11 protein-coding genes, 4 pseudogenes and 1 riboswitch are annotated in these 18836 nt (G+C 42.6%); of the genes and pseudogenes, 13 read left to right on the top strand and 2 right to left on the bottom strand.

The window, feature by feature from the left end:
- Positions 1-116 precede the first annotated feature (116 nt).
- From OCV19_RS19990 to OCV19_RS19955, 8 genes and pseudogenes are all read left to right on the top strand, one after another.
- Positions 117-251: pseudogene (locus OCV19_RS19990) on the top strand (IS5/IS1182 family transposase); the annotation flags it as partial.
- Between the two features lie 24 nt (positions 252-275).
- The gene (locus OCV19_RS19985; RefSeq protein ID WP_083994376.1) at positions 276-839 is read left to right on the top strand and encodes an oligogalacturonate-specific porin KdgM family protein; all 564 of its coding nucleotides are present in this window, start codon (positions 276-278) and stop codon (positions 837-839) included.
- 265 nt (positions 840-1104) lie between these two features.
- Entirely contained in the window at positions 1105-2874 is a 1770-nt protein-coding gene (locus OCV19_RS19980; protein WP_065677359.1) for a sodium:solute symporter family protein, read from the top strand.
- Positions 2875-3469: 595 nt separating this feature from the next.
- Positions 3470-4736: pseudogene (locus OCV19_RS19975) on the top strand (IS4 family transposase).
- Between the two features lie 23 nt (positions 4737-4759).
- Positions 4760-5860, top strand: a pseudogene (locus OCV19_RS19970) (sodium:solute symporter family transporter); the annotation flags it as partial.
- A 108-nt stretch (positions 5861-5968) separates the two neighbouring features.
- Positions 5969-7238, top strand: a pseudogene (locus tag OCV19_RS19965) (IS4 family transposase).
- Positions 7239-7252: 14 nt separating this feature from the next.
- Positions 7253-7927, top strand: a complete 675-nt coding sequence (locus OCV19_RS19960) for a hypothetical protein (protein WP_240508226.1) — start codon at positions 7253-7255, stop codon at positions 7925-7927.
- A gap of 192 nt (positions 7928-8119) precedes the next feature.
- A complete protein-coding gene (locus OCV19_RS19955) occupies positions 8120-10117 on the top strand; it encodes a right-handed parallel beta-helix repeat-containing protein (protein WP_065677003.1) in 1998 nt (665 codons plus the stop codon).
- Positions 10118-10225: 108 nt separating this feature from the next.
- On the opposite strand, the gene OCV19_RS19950 is transcribed toward OCV19_RS19955, so the two are convergent.
- Entirely contained in the window at positions 10226-11596 is a 1371-nt protein-coding gene (locus OCV19_RS19950; RefSeq protein ID WP_083994355.1) for an MATE family efflux transporter, read from the bottom strand.
- 961 nt (positions 11597-12557) lie between these two features.
- Positions 12558-13232, bottom strand: a complete 675-nt coding sequence (locus OCV19_RS19945; protein ID WP_065677004.1) for a glutathione S-transferase family protein — start codon at positions 13230-13232, stop codon at positions 12558-12560.
- A gap of 483 nt (positions 13233-13715) precedes the next feature.
- Between OCV19_RS19945 and OCV19_RS19940 the strand changes: the two genes are divergently transcribed.
- The 5 genes from OCV19_RS19940 (at position 13716) to OCV19_RS19920 (ending at position 18551) form a co-directional block, all read left to right on the top strand.
- Positions 13716-14813, top strand: a complete 1098-nt coding sequence (locus tag OCV19_RS19940; RefSeq protein ID WP_017096383.1) for a YdcF family protein — start codon at positions 13716-13718, stop codon at positions 14811-14813.
- 130 nt (positions 14814-14943) lie between these two features.
- Complete coding sequence (locus tag OCV19_RS19935) at positions 14944-15195, top strand: DUF2999 family protein (RefSeq protein WP_009844829.1); 252 nt, start codon at positions 14944-14946, stop codon at positions 15193-15195.
- 422 nt (positions 15196-15617) lie between these two features.
- Positions 15618-16646, top strand: a complete 1029-nt coding sequence (locus OCV19_RS19930) for a DUF4382 domain-containing protein (RefSeq protein ID WP_065677005.1) — start codon at positions 15618-15620, stop codon at positions 16644-16646.
- Between the two features lie 173 nt (positions 16647-16819).
- A complete protein-coding gene (locus OCV19_RS19925) occupies positions 16820-17548 on the top strand; it encodes a helix-turn-helix domain-containing protein (protein WP_065677006.1) in 729 nt (242 codons plus the stop codon).
- Positions 17549-17633: 85 nt separating this feature from the next.
- Positions 17634-18551, top strand: coding sequence for a DMT family transporter (locus OCV19_RS19920; RefSeq protein WP_065677007.1), 918 nt, complete (start codon positions 17634-17636; stop codon positions 18549-18551).
- A 98-nt stretch (positions 18552-18649) separates the two neighbouring features.
- Positions 18650-18761: riboswitch (TPP riboswitch) on the top strand.
- Positions 18762-18836 lie beyond the last annotated feature (75 nt).

The following is an 18836-nucleotide window of genomic DNA, read 5'->3' as shown; positions in this document are numbered from 1 at the left end:
TTTCGGAGTTTGACTAAAAGTGATCGGATAATCGCGGAATCAGTGATCGGTTTAAACCGAAATGGGTGATCGGATAATCCCGAAATGACTGATCGGAATGCTCCGAAATATGCAATCGAGTTAAACAGTTGCTAGGAGGGAAACTGAGCTTAAGAAATTACAATGCCCAGGTGGGTGAAACTTACGCGATGATAAAAGCGTTGAACAAGCTTACTGGGTTAGGTATGCCTGAAACTTGTCGCGTTGACTAAAAAACAAGCGAAACGGGTTGCTCTATCTCTAAATTTAATTACGCAACAAAGCCCTTTTCAGTAGAAGCCAAATGGAAGCACGATGACGATGATTTCTTAAGCAGTCTTAAAAGTGCTGGTCATGAGGTTGGTTTAAGTTACAACTACAAGATTAACGATACTTTTACATTGCAGCCATCGTACGCAGCTGATGCAGCAAGTTCTTCAACAACGCACAAATATAACATTCGCGCAATTGCGAAGCTTACAGACAACTGGGGAGCTAACGTTCGCTACCGTTATGGTGACCAACGTCGAGTAGATGCTGATAATTCTAGTTATCATCAATTTAACCTAGTTACTGATTACAGCTTAAGCTGGGGTAAAATTGGAGTTGACCTAGAGTACAAGGACCTCGAATCGGGTCAAGGTGGCTGGAAGGATAAAGATACTGATCACCTAGTGAATTTCTTTGGTGAATACAGTCAACTAGAAAGCGGTTGGGTACCGTTTGCGGAAGTTGGATTTGTCACCCATGACAAGAATAAGAATGGAGTTAAAGATGAGCATTCTCTCCGCTATCGTGTTGGTGTGAAGTACAGCTTTTGATCAAAGGTTAGCTATTAATTAATAACTAATTTACATAATTGATTTACTAACAGGGTGCAGTATTATGCACCTTGTTATTTTTGACAATTTGAAACTGATAATGAATCGGGTTTTCTTAAAAGGATCGACCAACTAAGTGTGATCTACATCAATGAACCTTAAGTTTTTAAAATAATAAACTGATGTTTCGATTTTAGTCACGGATATGCTGGGTATATAAACCTATACTTCATTCAAATTAAAACACCGTTTCGGAGTTGATACTATGGAATACGATTACCTTGTCATAGCTGGCTACTTTGCTCTTATGGTAGCAATCAGTTTATTGTTCAAAAAAATGGCAAGCAACAGCGCTAGCGATTACTTTCGTGGGGGCGGTAAAATGCTCTGGTGGATGGTGGGTTCGACAGCGTTCATGACCCAATTTTCTGCTTTTACTTTTACAGGTGCTGCGGGGAAGGCTTTCAATGATGGCTTTGCTGTTTTGGGGATCTTTCTAGGTAATTTTATGGCGTATGTTTTTGCCTATTTTTATTTTGCTAAGCGCTTTCGTCAAATGCGCGTTGATACTCCTACCGAAGGTGTGAAACGTCGCTTTGATTCAACGAATGAACAATTCTTCACTTGGATGATCATTCCTCTTAGTGTGATTGTGGCGGCGGTTTGGTTGAATGGCCTTGGGGTTTTTGCCTCAGCTGTATTTGATGCGGATATTTCTACGACAATCTGGGTAACGGGTATTATCGTACTGATAATCTCTTTATTGAGTGGAGCTTGGGGAGTTGTCGCTTCTGACTTTATTCAGACACTGGTAATTGCCGTTATTTCTATAGCATGTGCGATTGTCGCTGTAATTAAAGTTGGTGGGCCTGGTGAAATTGTTACGAATTTCCCCTCTGGTTTTTGGATCGGTCCAGACATGAATTATCCATTACTCATGGTGTGTTCGTTCTTATTCTTTGTAGTAAAACAATTACAAAGCTTGAATAATATGCAGGATTCCTACCGTTTTCTAAATGCTAAAGATTCTGACAATGCTTCAAAAGCCGCGCTGTTTGCAGGAGTCATGATGTTAGCGGGCTGTGTTATTTGGTTTGTGCCTCCTTGGGCTTCAGCCATTCTTTACCCGGATGCAGCTGAACAGTATTCAGAGCTGGGTGCAAAAGCAAGTGATGCGGTATATCTGGTGTTTGCTCGTGAAGCAATGCCTGTTGGAACCGTGGGGCTACTTATGGCAGGTTTGTTCGCAGCGACTATGTCATCAATGGACTCTGCTTTAAATCGAAATTCAGGAATCTTTGTTCGTAGCTTTTACGCAAACATTATGCGTAAAGGCAAAGCGACGGATAAAGAACTACTCCGCGCAGGCCAGATTGCCTGTATTGCGAATGGGTTTCTTGTAATTTTAATGGCTCAGTTTTTCTTGTCACTGAAAGAACTCAGTTTGTTTGATTTAATGATGCAAGTAACGACTCTCTTACAAGGTCCAATTTTGGTTCCACTGTGTTTCGGTATGATTATTCGTAAAACGCCAAGATGGGCACCGTGGGCGACAGTTGTATTCGGAGGTTTCGTCTCTTGGTCAGTGATCAATATTTTCACTCCACAAGTAGTCGGCACATGGTTTGGTATGGAAAACCTAACAGGTCGTGAAATTTCAGAAATGAGGACGGTAATTACCATTGTTGCTCATCTATTCTTAACGGCAGGTTTCTTCTGGGCAACGACATTGTTCTATAGCGAAGAAAAAGATCTGAATAAACAGAGCACAGATGAGTTTTTTACTGACCTTCAAACAGAAGTAGTGGCGGCTGATGATCAAGATACCTTCGATAGAATGCAGCGTAATAAGTTAGGTACATTGGTGATGGTAATGGCTGCTGGACTTGTACTGATGGTATTGATTCCAAACCCAATGTGGGGACGAATGGTATTTCTTTGCTGTGCCGCTGCCATCTTTGCTGTGGGTTATGCATTGAAAAGAAGCGCACGGGTAGAAGAAAGCCTTGAAGTGAATAAACGAATTTATTCTTAAGACTAGAAAAGTAGATTAACACTTATTTATTTAGATTAATTTCACCAGTAACATTAAAGCGTAACGACTAATAGCGCTTCTTGAGAGCCAGTTGGATACTCCATCTGGCTTTCTTTTTTTTGACTGTGAGAAATTACAGATATTTTTGCTGTTTAAGGATCTAATCAAGGAACCTAGTTTCTTAAAAATTAACAAATAAGGAAAATATCTATCTAGAGAAGTAAGCATAAATGTCTTTTAACAGAAAACAATATCTCGTCCTCAACCTCCTCATGTTATGTCTTACTTTGGTTATCTATGCGAATCATTGAACTTCCTGACAAAAAAATTTCATGGTTATTTCAAGGAAGTGCCTACATAGTGTGACCCACCTACCGCCCGGTCAATGAGTGGGCACTAAATATCACCAGTGTGAATCCGATCTCATTTATAAATCAATATTTCTACAATAATGAAATGGAGTTTCATATTAATTAAAGGACTGATTCATAGACAGGATCTTAAGCTCTAAGCTATTTATTTAGATAGAAAAAAGGCTTCATTTATGATCAGATAATCGTCGCCAAACAAACCACCCATATCAACCGTGAAGCCGATGACGATTATCTCCCTACAAAAGCAGTTTAAGCAATTCTTTAATGCTGATAGCCTTCAAAAAATGGCGAAAAGTACAGGACTTATGAAGCGATGTCGGGCTATCTTACCCGACCAGCTAGTAGTAAGCCTAGTGGCCGCTTTGAGCAAAGGAAACTGCTCATCTATTGCCGATTTACTAAGGCAATTCAATGGGATGTGTTTAAGCGCTAAAGATACTGTGGCTTATAAGCCCTACTATAACCAGTTAAGAAAAGAAGAATTTCCGATATTCATGCGCCAATTGGCCATGCGAGCGATAGCTCAGTTTGCTCGCCAGCAGAGTGCCAACCTACCAGATAAACTCGCCACCTTTGATGATGTGCTGCTTCAAGATGGTAGCTCTTTCCACATTCATCGTGACCTTTCGAACGTTTACCCGAGCCGATTTAAACGCAATCCAGCCGCAGTTGAATGCCATATGACAATGTCTTTAAAAAGCTTTTCTCCAGTCGCAATGAGCATCAGCGCTGATACAGCATCAGAAAGAGACTTTTTGCCCGCCCCCAAAACAATGAGTAACAAATTGTTGTTGGCTGACGCAGGGTACCCTGACTTCCAATTCTTTACTGAGCTTGAACTGTATGGTGGTTTCTATATTTTTCGAGGAGCAAAGTCCCTGAATCCTCATGTTATAGAAGCGAGAAACGGTCAGGGCCGGCATTTATCTAAACTAGAAGGAAAGAAGCTCAAAGACATCACTCGAGGTACTAATCGCTCACAGGTACTCGACCTTAAAGTTCGTAGTGGTAAGCAAGAATTTAGAGTGGTAAGACGTTGGTTTGCAGAAGAAAAGCGATTCTGTATTTGGTTAACTAACTTGCCCTCAGGTACCTATACTGCTGATGACATAATGGCGATCTACCGCTGTCGATGGCAGGTGGAGTTGCTTTTTAAAGAATTAAAATCTCACACAAACTGGCAACGATTTGTCACCGCACAAAAGGCCATCGTTGATGGGCTTATCTGGGCCAGTTTACTCGCTGATCATCAGGCGCAGTACTGCGCTTCAGATAATGCCATCGGTCTCGCTGTTTAAAGCGGCAAAAAATGTGGATGTGTGGCTGTTGCCCATATTTGAATGTATCAGCCACAAGGCATGGTCAGAAATAGGCAATAAACTGGAATGGGCCTCTAGCTATATATTTAAGAACGCACAAAAGTCCGCCCAGAGGAAGTCAAAGAAAAACATCACGTTAGACGGGATTTATGCTGGTCTTAATGCTTAAGGTTCAGTCTATGAGGACTGATTATGAATATAGATATGCTTGTGGTTGGCGTCTATTTTATCTTTATGATAGCGATAGGTGTAATTTTTAAACGTTTTGCAGGCAGCTCCACGATCGATTACTTCCGGGGCGGGGGCAAGATGTTATGGTGGATGGTAGGCTCTACAGCGTTTATGACTCAATTTAGTGCGTGGACCTTTACGGGCGCTGCGGGTAAAGCATTTACCGACGGTTTCCCTATCATGGTTGTGTTTATGGCAAATGCGTTTGGCTTCCTATTATCTTGGCTGTTTTTTTCGTATCGCTTCCGTCAGATGAGAGTTGTTACTCCTATTGAAGGCGTTCGTCGTCGTTTTGGAGCAACGAATGAACAAGTCTTTACTTGGGCGAAGATGCCAACCAGCATCGTATATACAGGTATTTGGCTAAATGGTTTGGCCTTATTTGTCAGTGCCGTTTTCAAAATAGACATTGAAACGACAATTGTTGCTACAGGCCTGATTGTATTGTTTATATCGGTGATTGGTGGGGCGTGGGGAGTTGTGGCTTCTGATTTTGTTCAAATGGTTGTTATTATGGCCGTGACAGTTGTGTGTGCGGTAGCAGCCCTTGTTAAGATTGGCGGTCCGTCGAATCTAATCGAACAGTTTCCGGCAGATAGCATAATGGGCTCTGGGATGAATTACCCATTACTGTTTGTTTCTTGGTTTATCTTCATGTTTGTTAAACAGCTACAAAATATCAACAATATGCAAGATTCTTATCGCTTTTTGACGGCGAAAGATTCTATCAACGCACGTAAAGCTGCTTTACTTGCGTTTGTTCTCATGCTGGTTGGCCCAGCTATCTGGTTCCTTCCTCCTTGGGTTACTGCCGTTATCTACCCTGAAGCCGCGACGGCGCATGCAGCAGAGCTAGGCGGAAAAGCGGCAGATGCTGTGTATCTGGTCTTTGTTGAAAATGCTATGCCAGTGGGCATGGTAGGTCTTTTGATGTCGGCTGTGTTTGCTGCAACGATGTCTTCCATGGATTCTGGCCTTAACCGAAATTCAGGTGTGTTTGTTCGTAACTTTTACAAGCCTGTACTTGATAAGTCCGCCGATGATAAGAAGCTAATGCGCGTACATAGACAGGATCTTAAGCTCTAAGCTATTTATTTAGATAGAAAAAAGGCTTCATTTATGATCAGATAATCGTCGCCAAACAAACCACCCATATCAACCGTGAAGCCGATGACGATTATCTCCCTACAAAAGCAGTTTAAGCAATTCTTTAATGCTGATAGCCTTCAAAAAATGGCGAAAAGTACAGGACTTATGAAGCGATGTCGGGCTATCTTACCCGACCAGCTAGTAGTAAGCCTAGTGGCCGCTTTGAGCAAAGGAAACTGCTCATCTATTGCCGATTTACTAAGGCAATTCAATGGGATGTGCTTAAGCGCTAAAGATACTGTGGCTTATAAGCCCTACCATAACCAGTTAAGAAAAGAAGAATTTCCGATATTCATGCGCCAATTGGCCATGCGAGCGATAGCTCAGTTTGCTCGCCAGCAGAGTGCCAACCTACCAGATAAACTCGCCACCTTTGATGATGTGCTGCTTCAAGATGGTAGCTCTTTCCACATTCATCGTGACCTTTCGAACGTTTACCCGAGCCGATTTAAACGCAATCCAGCCGCAGTTGAATGCCATATGACAATGTCTTTAAAAAAGCTTTTCTCCAGTCGCAATGAGCATCAGCGCTGATACAGCATCAGAAAGAGACTTTTTGCCCGCCCCCAAAACAATGAGTAACAAATTGTTGTTGGCTGACGCAGGGTACCCTGACTTCCAATTCTTTACTGAGCTTGAACTGTATGGTGGTTTCTATATTTTTCGAGGAGCAAAGTCCCTGAATCCTCATGTTATAGAAGCGAGAAACGGTCAGGGCCGGCATTTATCTAAACTAGAAGGAAAGAAGCTCAAAGACATCACTCGAGGTACTAATCGCTCACAGGTACTCGACCTTAAAGTTCGTAGTGGTAAGCAAGAATTTAGAGTGGTAAGACGTTGGTTTGCCGAAGAAAAGCGATTCTGTATTTGGTTAACTAACTTGCCTTCAGGTACCTATACTGCTGATGACATAATGGCGATCTACCGCTGTCGATGGCAGGTGGAGTTGCTTTTTAAAGAATTAAAATCTCACACAAACTGGCAACGATTTGTCACCGCACAAAAGGCCATCGTTGATGGGCTTATCTGGGCCAGTTTACTCTCGCTGATCATCAGGCGCAGTACTGCGCTTCAGATAATGCCATCGGTCTCGCTGTTTAAGGCGGCAAAAAATGTGGATGTGTGGCTGTTGCCCATATTTGAATGTATCAGCCACAAGGCATGGTCAGAAATAGGCAATAAACTGGAATGGGCCTCTAGCTATATATTTAAGAACGCACAAAAGTCCGCCCAGAGGAAGTCAAAGAAAAACATCACGTTAGACGGGATTTATGCTGGTCTTAATGCTTAAGGTTCAGTCTATGAATGCGCGTAAGTCAGATCGTCACTATGGTGTTCGGTATTTTAATCATAGGTGTGGCACTGTTTATCAACTCGCTAAGAGGTTTGAGTTTGTTCGACGCCATGATGTATGTCAGTACACTTCTTCAAATGCCAATCTTAGTGCCTTTGTTCTTTGGCATGTTCATTAAAAAGACACCAGACTGGGCTGGTTGGGCAACTTTGGCTGTAGGAGCCGTTGTGTCTTATCTTGTTAGCTTCGTAATAACGGCGGAAGTTGTTAATTCTTGGTTGAACCTAGAAGCCCCGTTTACTGGCCGAGAAGCTAAGGACCTTAAAGTATTACTCGGTATCGTAGGCCATTTGGTTATTACGGGTGGTTTCTTCTGTTTAACTACCAAATTCTATAAGAAACCAGAAGGCGCGAGAAGCCAAGAATTAGTCGAGTTTTGGAATGATGTTGATACACCGGTTGTTGAAGGTGAAGGCCAAGATGAAATGGACCGCCAACAAAGAGATATGTTAGGCAAACTAATTTTGGTATTTGGTGCACTGGTAACAGCGATGGTACTGATACCTAATCCTTTCTGGGGTCGAATGGCATTTGTTTTCTGTGGCGTGGTTATTGTTACTGTGGGTACCCTGCTGCTTAAGAGTGCTCGTCAATCACCAAAGCTCGAATCAAGAATGGTTAGTTAGTCTACTCAACCAATCATGCCTATACCAGGTTCATTAAATAGCTTGGTATAGGTAAGTAGCGAAAACTGCTTTTGGAAAAGTTGGTTTGTTTGTCGCTCTATCCAACTGATGTTACGGCTGCTGTAGGCAGGTAAACCTGTTCTAGCTCTTGCATTGTGTCTCATGAATGTAATGAATTAAAGGACATGACAAATGAGGAAAACAGTCATTTTTTTATTGTTAAGTAATACTCTTTTTATTAATGGTGCGAATGCGTCACCGGGTTTTAATGAGGGAGGCAATTTACCAACGCAATTTAACCGAATAATCAATGCCGAAGAGCATGGAGTGGTAGCTGATGATGGGCTTGATGATTCAATGGCTCTTCAAGCAATTATTGACACTGAAATTTCGATAAGTAACTCGCCAGACAATCTTACATTGATTCAATTACCAGCGGGTGAAATCAATATTGGAAATGAAATTCATATTGACCGTTCAGGAGTTGTTATAAGCGGAATGGGTAGTGATCCTGAATCAGGTACAAAGATTGTCGTAACATCATGGTCGCCTTACGGAGTATCTGACGATAATGCTCCTGATTTTGATAAGAAGTATTGGCCTGGGTTTGGTGTATTCCGAGTCGAAACACGAAAAAAGCATGAGAATGAACAGAGTTATGAAGGCAGTATCAACTATCATTGGAAACACTCCATCGAGTTTTCTGAAGTTGCTAGAACTGGCGATACAACGGTGTCTTTGGAGAAGCGTAAAGGAGCCGAGTTTTCAGTTGGTGATCTAATCTACATTGGTGCAGCAAATGACAAGGCATTCTTAGATAAAGGACAAGTGCCTCAATCTCGCCGAAGTGCCTCTCATATGTCTACAGGGCATATGAGAACACAGATCTTTAAGGTTATAAAAGTAGATCCCTCAACGGATAAAGTAACGCTTGATAGACCTCTTGAATTTGACATTCCTTTGAGTAACGAATCAGGTTACAACAGTCGTGCAATGCCTGTAACAGCGGTTGAAAGCTTTGGATTACAAAACTTTTACATGACCCTTGATCCAGAAGGGACGAACTGTGAAGGTTATAACCAGTGGAAGTATTCAGACAGCAACCCTAAAGGAGTTCGATATCGTTACGAGAACGTCTGCTCTCAAGACGCTATCCACGGGGTAATAATGAAATGGGCATACAACGGTTGGGTAGATAACCTTAATATTGAAATGATTGGTTCGCATCCAATCGTTACTGAGTTTGCAAAAGACGTGACAATATCCAATAACCAAATTAATGGATCGTGGAACAAAGGAGCCGGGGGCAATGGCTACCTTCGTGGCTCAAAGTTGTACGACAGCTTAATTAAAGATAACGTAATAGAGGGCATTAGACATTTGGCACTTCAATGGTCTGCTACCGGTAATATTGTTGAAGGTAACATCCTAAATGCTGATTTGAATCTACACGGAGGTTGGGAACGGAATAATCTAATCAGAAACAATACAGTTGAAGTTCCATTTGAGCATCGTAGCTGGGCAAATGGTGCCCCTGAAATCGGTTCAACTTGGCAACCTATTTGGGTTGGTTCAGGGGATCATGCGAGTAAGTGGTCGGGTCCAACTGGCCCGAATAATGTGTTCGTGAACAACTCCTTTAAAAAAGCACTTATCGAAGGTTCAGCAATTTCAAAATGGAGTATGTTTACTAGCCCTGGCGTTGAGTATGCATTAGGTTGGGATGGCGAAGGTTACAAGCATCTCAATGTCGATGGAGATGCTATACCAACATGGAATCAATCATTGGCGGAAGCGGTTTATGCACAGATACCTAACTCTGGTGTGAGTATTACCGGTGGCTCATGGGTAAGACCTAAGACCGAAATCAAACCGGATGAGCCAGTAGAGCCACCATCTCATACTGATTGTAATGAGGTTCTTAACTATTCCTGGGGAGATAAAAAAGAATTGTCGTTGGCAAATGGTTCGTGTTTGCTCATTGACAGAGATCTGGATGGTAAGACAGTACAAGTGTGGGATAGCGATTCAAATACGAGTTGCGACTATAGAGGCACGGTGGTGTCGCTAAATGGAGCGGGATCTTTAAACATCAACAGTAACTATGTTAGCGAATCTTCTCTTTCTGGAACATTGCTTGGGTTTAACACGAGCAATAACTGTCAATACCTCAAGATTAGAGCGTATTAACCGTCTTTAGAAGTTTTAGCAGGCCATCACTCTCCCCCCTCAGCCGTTAATAGCTTGATTTTGGAGTGATGGCTTTTTTATGGCAACGAAGAAAAACGGACAAGCGTTTTAGCTATGCATGAGTTCATTAGCGGATTTTTGGTCAAATGAAGTCAATGTTTTTTGTGCTAAGTGGCGTAGAGGAAGTGAGCGGATTATCTCTTCGAATGGCTGAACTGCGAAGGCCCAAAATACTGAACAATCGAACACTAGAATTAGTATCGCGCATAATGGTATTGAAATTAACCATTGACCAATAAAGTTGATTTTGAATACGGCTTTGGTTTGACCTAATGCTCTAAGGATATTTCCTTGTACTGAGTTGTATCCCCTAGCGACTGGTAAAATTATGTATAACGGGGCGATAGTAGCAAGTGCGCGATAAGTAGACTCTTCAAGGTTTGGGTAGGCCGTAGTAATTCCGATACTCATTATTAAAAATAAACAAGCGATGATGAAAGATATTCCAACAGCGATTTTGATACTAATGTTAACGTTCTTCGTTAAGTTTAATAGGTTTTTTGAGCCTATAGCTTGACTGATAGTAATCGCTGATGATTGAGACCATGAGGCTACAAATTGAGTTCCAGAACGAATCCAAGGCGTGATAAGTGTGATGGCTACGTAAGCATAGATGTCTAGCTGAGTATACAAAAGCTGGTACATATTGGCGCCAAGCATTAAAATTGTGACGTTAGCTGCAACAGGAAAAATCTCATTAAAGTGTTGTTTAATATTAATAACCATCGAACGGTTTAATTTAACTCGATGGAGTGTCACACCTTGAATTGCTCTTATCGCAAGCACTAAATAGAATAACCTAGATGTTATGCTCATTACGCTGCCTATAGCTGCACCCTGTACACCAAGTCCTTCCAAGTCAATATCACCCAAACTTATACCGTAGATAAAACCATACGATAGGACTGCGTTTAAAGGCAGTTCTAATAGAAAACCTTTTAGAGGAACCTTTGTTTTCCCAAGGCTGTTAAGTAAGGCGATCATAACTTGTGTTAACGCAGTGAGAATGACTAGGTATTTAGAAATGCTTAAATAGTGTTGAATCTCTTGACGCAACTGAGGATCGTCGGCGAGCAACGAGGCCAACTGCTCATCAAACAGAGTGAGGGTGAGTAAAAACAGAATGGCAGCTAAGCAGTTAATTAACAGACCAGCCCAAAAAGATTTAGACAGATTACTCTCGCTTTTCGACCCTACTGCTCTGCTCAAAACGAGCTGGCTACCATTTGCCAATGCCATTTGTATTGCTAACAGTGTGGCTAGAACAGCAGTGGAAATCCCCATTGCTGCTAATGAGATTTCCCCAAGTGGTGACACCATAAAAGTGTCGATGAGCAACATTGATTGCATGAGCAAGCCATTAATAGCTAATGGCCAAGCGAGGGCAAAATTCTTTTTTACATAAGGTTGTGACAACAAAATTCAAACCTACAAATATTTGAGATAAGGGCTTTGATGGATAATCTTAGTTCCCACATACCCATTTAACAGGCCTAGTTGACTAGACAAACGATCACCATAGAACGGCAATTATTCAAGTCTTACGCTTGGAATAGGTGCTTCCTACACCAAAACGAAACATACTGTGAACACATTGGTCAATAATAATGAAACCTGGTTTATTAACGATGTGGTCGATAGATTTATATTCCTACACATAGGGATCATCCAGAAACAGAGAAGGTTGAATTACAGATGACACATTGACAAAACTTGACGAGTAGGAACTTGTCTTGTCGAGTTTTATTGTCCGTAGTCACCCAAATGAATTGATTGGTACCTGTAACAAAGTCAAAAGCAGAGTCGCTTTATAGCAGGAATTAGTAATAAGTATATTGTAGCAATACTCATAAGTCGCTATTTGCAATATTTATTTTGAAACGTCGTTTTATGAAGTGGGGTTTGGCTCAAGATTGATGCAATAAAAAATGCCAAATTGCGGTCATCGATCACGAATAGGGCTGTTCGTATGTGAACGATACTGATCGTATGAGAAGGTTGACGTTTAGCTCATTTTCAACGTGCGGCTGGACTCACTAAGATAGAAAACGGGAATTTGACTTCAGGAGTTAGTGTCTTGGAAAGGTATTGGTACTATATAGAGCTACTTGCAGCTACTTGTTTATGGATCCTAACTATTCCTGTCATTTGTTTTTCTATGTATGCAACGTTGAATCATGTGCTTACTGAATTCTAAACTTGCAGAAACAAGCTATGTTCAAGGATATGAGAACTGCCGATTTGGATTTTTGATACTCACCTTGTTTAAACCACTTAAGTCGTACAAGCTAAATGGTTTAAGTACGAAGAGCCGCTTTTTAGCGGCTCTTTATGTTTGAGTTTTAGCTATCACTCAGAAGAGTGTTAACTATCAATTTTTCTACTTCGCATAATTCGAAGGAAACAGTGCTCGTTTTGCCTCTTCATCACGTTCGGTTTTAAACTCAATGCCTTTGCCGATTTCGCGAGCACGCAGTGCAGCAGGGCGGGCGTTGATTGCATCGAACCAGCGCTTCAAATTCGGGTAAGGTTCTAGGCCTTCTTCACCAAGCACGAAAGGTGCTTTATCAATCCAACCCCATGCCGCGACATCGACGATGGTGTACTCATTTCCAACGAAAAACTCACGACCTTCCATATGTTTCTCTAACACTTCGTAGTGACGTTGTGCTTCGCGTAGATAACGATTTACCGCGTAATCTAAGCCTGCCGGCGCAGCATGACGGAAGTGTACAGACTGCCCAGAGTATGGACCAAGGCCGCTCGCGATAAACATCATCCAAGATAATAGTTCAGCTCTGTCTTCTGGCTGACCAGCTAGCTTGCCTGTTTTCTCAGATAGGTACAGCAGGATAGCGTTAGAGTCGAATACACGTTGTCCATCATCTTCAATCGCGGGCGTTTTGCCGTTTGGATTGATCAAACGATATTCCGGTGTGTGTTGCTCGCCTTTTAAGGTATCGACAGGAACAAGTTCAAAATCTAGGCCTGTCTCTTCTAGAAACAGAGCGATCTTCATTGGGTTGGGTGTTTGGTGAAAATAGAACTTAAGCATGGGGTAACTCCTTGTATTGGTGATTCATTAAAGCATCACTTGAACGATCGTTCAATAAATGATTTTTGAATTTTCTGTGAATTGACTGATTTGATACCAAACTCTGTGCCTTTGAACTTGGCTGTGTAAACGTGAATTAGCGTCGACTGGTAGGGGAATCGCGTTTTAAGTTGCTGAAATAATGAACATAAACGCACGTTTAGATTCGAGGTTGAGCTTCGAAGCTTACGGATTTAGATGGAATAGGCATGTAGGGGGGCGAAGTTTAATATTCCAAAGTATCAAGGGAGCTCCTCATAACTCGAAGCTATCTGGATATTTGAGCCTACTCTGTCGCATAAAATCGTGATCTGCAGCCACACCTTATGCAACAAATGAATATCAACCTTGGAGAGTAAGGTTTGGTTCACGGTTTTTTAATCTTGGGGGCTTACATTGGTGAGCAAATCTGATGTGAAACACTTAACGACACAGGATCTTTCCATGAAAAAGAACATTATCGCCCTCGCTCTTGGTGGCATGCTCGCTTTTGGCGCAACACCTTATTCTTTTGCTGCTAACGATGGCGCTGTACAGGCTTCTGCGGACTACGCACAGTTGGTGACTAAGCGACAAGTTGTAGACCAACTACTTCTTGATGCGTTGCAGGCGTTTAAGTCTCCGGCAAGAATTTCTCACGCGGGCTTCACGGCTAAAATGCCAAGCAACATGGAAATTGTGACTAACCGATTGTTAGAAGCGTACCAGCTAGAACCTTACCGTACTGACTTGTTGATTTCGGCGGCGAACGCTCAGATCTACAACAAGAACGCAGAACGCGCTATTGAGTTGTTTGAACAAGCACTGACGGTTGCGCCAGACGATGTCGACTTGCATGCGTATCTTGCGGTTTGGCAGCGATTTGAAGGCAATGAAAGTGAATCCAACAAGCACATGGATAAACTGGAAAGCCTGAATAAAGGCAAGGCTGAAGACATCAAACGTATTTTTGCAACGGTTGACCGCGTGTTAGAAACACCTCTTAAAGAGTCTGCAGATAAGGGACTGTTGAGCGATCACGGTGCCATCGTCACTTTGGGCTACGCGCTTAACCCTGATGGCTCTATGCATGAAATCTTGATTGAACGTCTTGAAACCACATTAGCAATGTCGAAAGCTAACCCTGATGCGATGATCGTGTTGACGGGCGGAGTGCCAAAGAATCATAAGACTGAAGGCAAGTTAATGGCGGATTGGCTTATCTCAAAAGGGGTAAGCAAAGACCGCATCATTGAAGAGAACTACGCGACCAGCACGGTAGGCAACGCCTTGTTCAGTAGCTATGCGCTTGCTCGTCATGATATTAAACACGCGACCATTATTAGCTCGGCAAGCCATGTTCGTCGTGGTCAAACTCTGTTTGAAATTGCGAGCTGGCAAACGGGCCCTCAGGGTATTACCTTCGATACGGTTTCTTACCCAGATAAGCCGTTAGAAGATCTTAAGAAAGCGAGCAGTGGTGAGCTTCTAGGCATCTACCGTGACGCTCTTAGAACGTATGGTATGTGGAGCTACCGCTCTTACCCATTAGAGTCTCGCTAAGCCCAAGCATTATTTGCGTTTGGGAAAAGTGCGGTTCGCGTTAAACCAAAGCGTCACTTGTTAGTACAATCGAGCACAGCTAGATGGTATGCTGTGCTCCTACTTAATTTAGTGTTTCAAAGGCAAAAAAATGAACCCGATTTTAGCAATGTTGAAAGAGAACAATATTAGCGACGAGCAGATCAGCGAGATATTCAAGACGTTGACCGAGAACCCTCTTGCAGCAATGGCGACAATCAGCCAACTTGGTTTACCTCAAGACAAACTTCAAATGCTGATGGGCCAGGTAATGCAAAACCCTGCGCTAATCAAAGAAGCAGTTGAAGAGCTTGGCCTAGATTTTTCTAAGGTTGAAGCCGCTAAAGAGCAACTTCAAAAATAAGTGAATTTGAATGAGCTAATATCGAATTAGCTTAATCCACATTCAATAAAAAGGTCGTTTAAGTTCAGCAACAGGTTGTCTTAACGGCCTTTTTTGATCTTGGTGGCGATTTTTGACTTTGATTTGAGTGCTCTCAATCATCCTCTCCGACCCTATACATACCGACCATTCCAACACAATTGACAGCAACCTTGCCAAATACGTGCGACTACTGACAATTTACTTACTAGACTTAATTAACCTATGTGCGACCTGATATGTGCACCTTGATGAACAGAGTTTTTGGATGAAGAAATCCCTAAATAATAGGGCTAACCGATTTTGGCCATAAGCGCGGTTTATCTATGAGTCACATTAAGGAAAAGAATAAGAGGGCAACAAACTAAGCCCTTTATTGAGCAGTGATTTATAGGAAATGAGTTATGAAGTATTTAAAGGAAACCGCTTTAGCGAGCCTTGTGCTGGCTGGGCTTGTTGGTTGTGGCGGTGATTCAGGTTCATCAAGCAGCACGACACCCATTACCTTGAGCGTGAGTGATGCGCCCATTGATGATGTTAAAGACGTCACCGTGACATTCAGTAAGGTCGCTTTACTTCCTCAAGGGGGAGGTTCACCACTGATTTATGATGTGTATAAAACGGACGAAAACGGCGATTACGTTGATGAAAATGGCGATCCATTGCCAGATGGTGAGGATCCGATTCCATTAAGTGTGAATTTGCTAGATTACCAAGGCAGCGATGCGCTTCCTTTGATTGAAAATGAGGTCATTCCGGTAGGCAGCTATAAGTTGTGTGTGTTTGCGAATGATGGCGATCACCCAACAGATCCATCTTACGTGATAGAAAACGATGATATGACCCGTGAGTTAACAGTGAAAGGTGAAGGCGCGTGCCCGCAAGGTGTGGGCAAAGAAGATAACGCTGGCGTACTTTACTTTAATAACTCATTTAATGTGAACCAGCAAAGTAACGATTTTGTTGTCGAGTTCGATCTTCGACGCGGCCTAAAGAACAGTTCGACTTTCCCTGATTACACTATTCAAAGAACGTCTGTAAGCCTTATCAATACGGTTGAGACCGGAAATATTGAAGGTACTGTTGCGAAGCAAACCTTTGATGCTTGTAGGCTTACAACCGATAACACCTTTGTTCAGGCGGTCTACTTGTATGAAGGCAACATCGACAAAGATGACATGACACCGATTGGTGGTAGTGAGGAAGTAAAACCCGTCACTTCAGCTTCCGTTGTGCTTGGTGAAGACCAAACTAATTTTGAATTCTCACTGGGCTTTATTGATCCAGGTACTTATTCATTAGGTTATACCTGTACTGCGCAGCATGACAGTGATGAAGACAATGCAGCGCCACTAGCCGCTGGGTTCGCAATATACGAAGCTGAAAATGGTGTGCAAGTCACTGTTGGTCAAGACAGCCAAGTGTCATTCTAACCTTTATGTGAATGACGCTTTTTAATCAAAACGGCCTCTTATTTGGAGGTCGTTTTTGATCATGTCACCTAGCTAGCATGAATTTGATGAGCATTGAATGTGACTCTAGGGAAGTGATAATGTAACGTTGTCTCTATTACTTTAATCTAGCGAAATGTACTCCGGCGTTGCTCATGAAATCTAGCTTAAGCATTCGATCTTACACCAAGCAATTTAATACCCATGCTCATGATGACCATCACCAATTGGTATTGCCGATCCAAGGCAGTATCAATATCGAGATGGTGGGGTATGTCGGCAAAGTGGCCGTGGGCGAATGTGTCGTAATTCCGGTAACCACAGCGCATGCGTTTAAGGCGGATGAGGCGGCGCGGTTTATTGTCGCGGATATGGCGGAGTTGCCGCAGCACTTGTTGGAGCATGAGCTCTCGGTTTTCACGATAACGCCACCTTTGATGAGCTTCTTGTTGTTTGTTGAGAAGCAGCTGGAATATCAGGTCGATAGCGGTATTGAGTCATCAATCGTGGATGTGTTTTCACTGCTGTTAGAGCAACAACAAGTGAGCAAGAACATCGATCCTCGAATCCGGGCGGTACAAAGACTGATCGCGGATAATTACACGCAGCCGTTATCCATTTCACAACTTGCAGAAACGGCCTGTTTGAGCCCCACTCAATTTAAAAAACGCTTCAAAGAGTGCCTGGGCATCAGTGCGCTTAAATACATCACTCGCTATCGTATGGAGAAAGCCCAAGCCTTGTTAACTCATACTGATTTACCGGTTCAATTGATTGCTGAAAATGTGGGTTATAGTGATGTTTCTGCTTTCAGTCGTCGCTTCTCTCAGCACTTTGGAATGTCCCCAAGGGCGTTTCTAGGCTCAATGAAAGAGAGTCTTTAGAAACAACAATAGCGTCCTTTCGGCAAACTAACTTTTATCAATCTTCACTATTATCTATTTCAGAACTGAAAATTAGGTAATAGAAATGAATCTTACCATCAATCGCGTTAACGAATTCCAAACAGGCACTTTAGCCATCTTCTTTGCTTCCATTTTATGGGGCACGACAGGCACCGCCGCAAGTTTTGCTCCTGATCTAAGCCCATTAGCGATTGGTGCTTTCTCTATGGGGGTCGGCGGCCTAATGCAAGCGGGCTTAGCGTATCGAAAAATCCTACTCGCCTTCGATAAACTTTTGCAGAACAAGAAGCTGTTGGCAGTGAGCGCTTTGGCTTTGGCGATCTATCCTTTAGCTTTCTATTCTTCAATGAAATTATCAGGCGTGGCGATTGGTACCGTGGTTTCGATTGCAACCGCACCTTTCTTTTCGGCATTGTTAGAGTGTCTGATTAGCAAAAAGAATAATATCAACAAACGTTGGTTCACTAGCTTTGCGATTGGTGTGGTGGGTATTGGGTTGTTGGTGTTTTCAGAATCTTCATCTACGAATGAGTCAGGTGATGATCTCAAGCTGTTGGGTATTGCTTTAGGTTTGCTAGCAGGGTTGTGTTACGCCATTTATTCTTGGGCGACAAAAGCACTGATAGACAAGGACATTGAGTCTCAAGCGGCGATGGGCAGTATTTTTGGCCTTGGTGCGATGCTGTTGCTACCAACGCTCTGGTTTACGGGGGAGAACCTGTTTTCCTCGCAGATTAACGTATTAGTCATCAGTTATCTGACGTTAATTCCACAATGCTTGGGCTATATCGCGTTCAGTTTTGGTTTACGCCACGTGACCGCGAGTAGCGCCAATCTGCTGACTCTGTTTGAACCAGTAGTTGCAGCGGTGCTTGCCGTCTGCGTTGTCGGTGAGCTGATTCCTTTTATAGGTTGGCTAGGTATGTTTCTGATTGTGCTGTGCTTGTTGATACAGTCGAAGCCAGCTAAAGGAACGTTATAAGTATTTGTTTTGTAATGCCTAATTGAAATTTATTCATGCGTAATTCTTATAATTGAATAAAATCAGTATCTCAGTTGTGAGAGTGCTGTTACTATCGCTATCAATAGTCGGGGGGCATATACCTTATTTGGTGTTTGCTGAGATCGTTAGTCGAGACCCGTTGAACCTGATTCAGTTAACACTGGCGTAGGGAACTATAAGCACTCGATCTACGTCTGCACTCATGAAGACTGTTCATGAATCTATTGCGACTTCTCCTTCGATCGGTGTTCGTTCTCCTACGTC

The sequence above is a fragment of the Vibrio celticus genome (assembly GCF_024347335.1).
In the GTDB taxonomy this organism is placed as follows: domain Bacteria; phylum Pseudomonadota; class Gammaproteobacteria; order Enterobacterales; family Vibrionaceae; genus Vibrio; species Vibrio celticus.
This window is presented reverse-complemented; position numbering and strand designations above follow the sequence as displayed.

Excerpts from the sequence above, each read along its gene's own strand:
- OCV19_RS19925 (WP_065677006.1), top strand. The coding sequence starts at position 16,820 with ATGAAATCTAGCTTAAGCATTCGATCTTACACCAAGCAATTTAATACC.
- OCV19_RS19955 (WP_065677003.1), top strand. The coding sequence starts at position 8,120 with ATGAGGAAAACAGTCATTTTTTTATTGTTAAGTAATACTCTTTTTATT.
- OCV19_RS19940 (WP_017096383.1), top strand. The coding sequence starts at position 13,716 with ATGAAAAAGAACATTATCGCCCTCGCTCTTGGTGGCATGCTCGCTTTT.
- OCV19_RS19930 (WP_065677005.1), top strand. The coding sequence starts at position 15,618 with ATGAAGTATTTAAAGGAAACCGCTTTAGCGAGCCTTGTGCTGGCTGGG.
- OCV19_RS19945 (WP_065677004.1), bottom strand. The coding sequence starts at position 13,232 with ATGCTTAAGTTCTATTTTCACCAAACACCCAACCCAATGAAGATCGCT.
- OCV19_RS19960 (WP_240508226.1), top strand. The coding sequence starts at position 7,253 with ATGCGCGTAAGTCAGATCGTCACTATGGTGTTCGGTATTTTAATCATA.
- OCV19_RS19935 (WP_009844829.1), top strand. The coding sequence starts at position 14,944 with ATGAACCCGATTTTAGCAATGTTGAAAGAGAACAATATTAGCGACGAG.
- OCV19_RS19980 (WP_065677359.1), top strand. The coding sequence starts at position 1,105 with ATGGAATACGATTACCTTGTCATAGCTGGCTACTTTGCTCTTATGGTA.
- OCV19_RS19920 (WP_065677007.1), top strand. The coding sequence starts at position 17,634 with ATGAATCTTACCATCAATCGCGTTAACGAATTCCAAACAGGCACTTTA.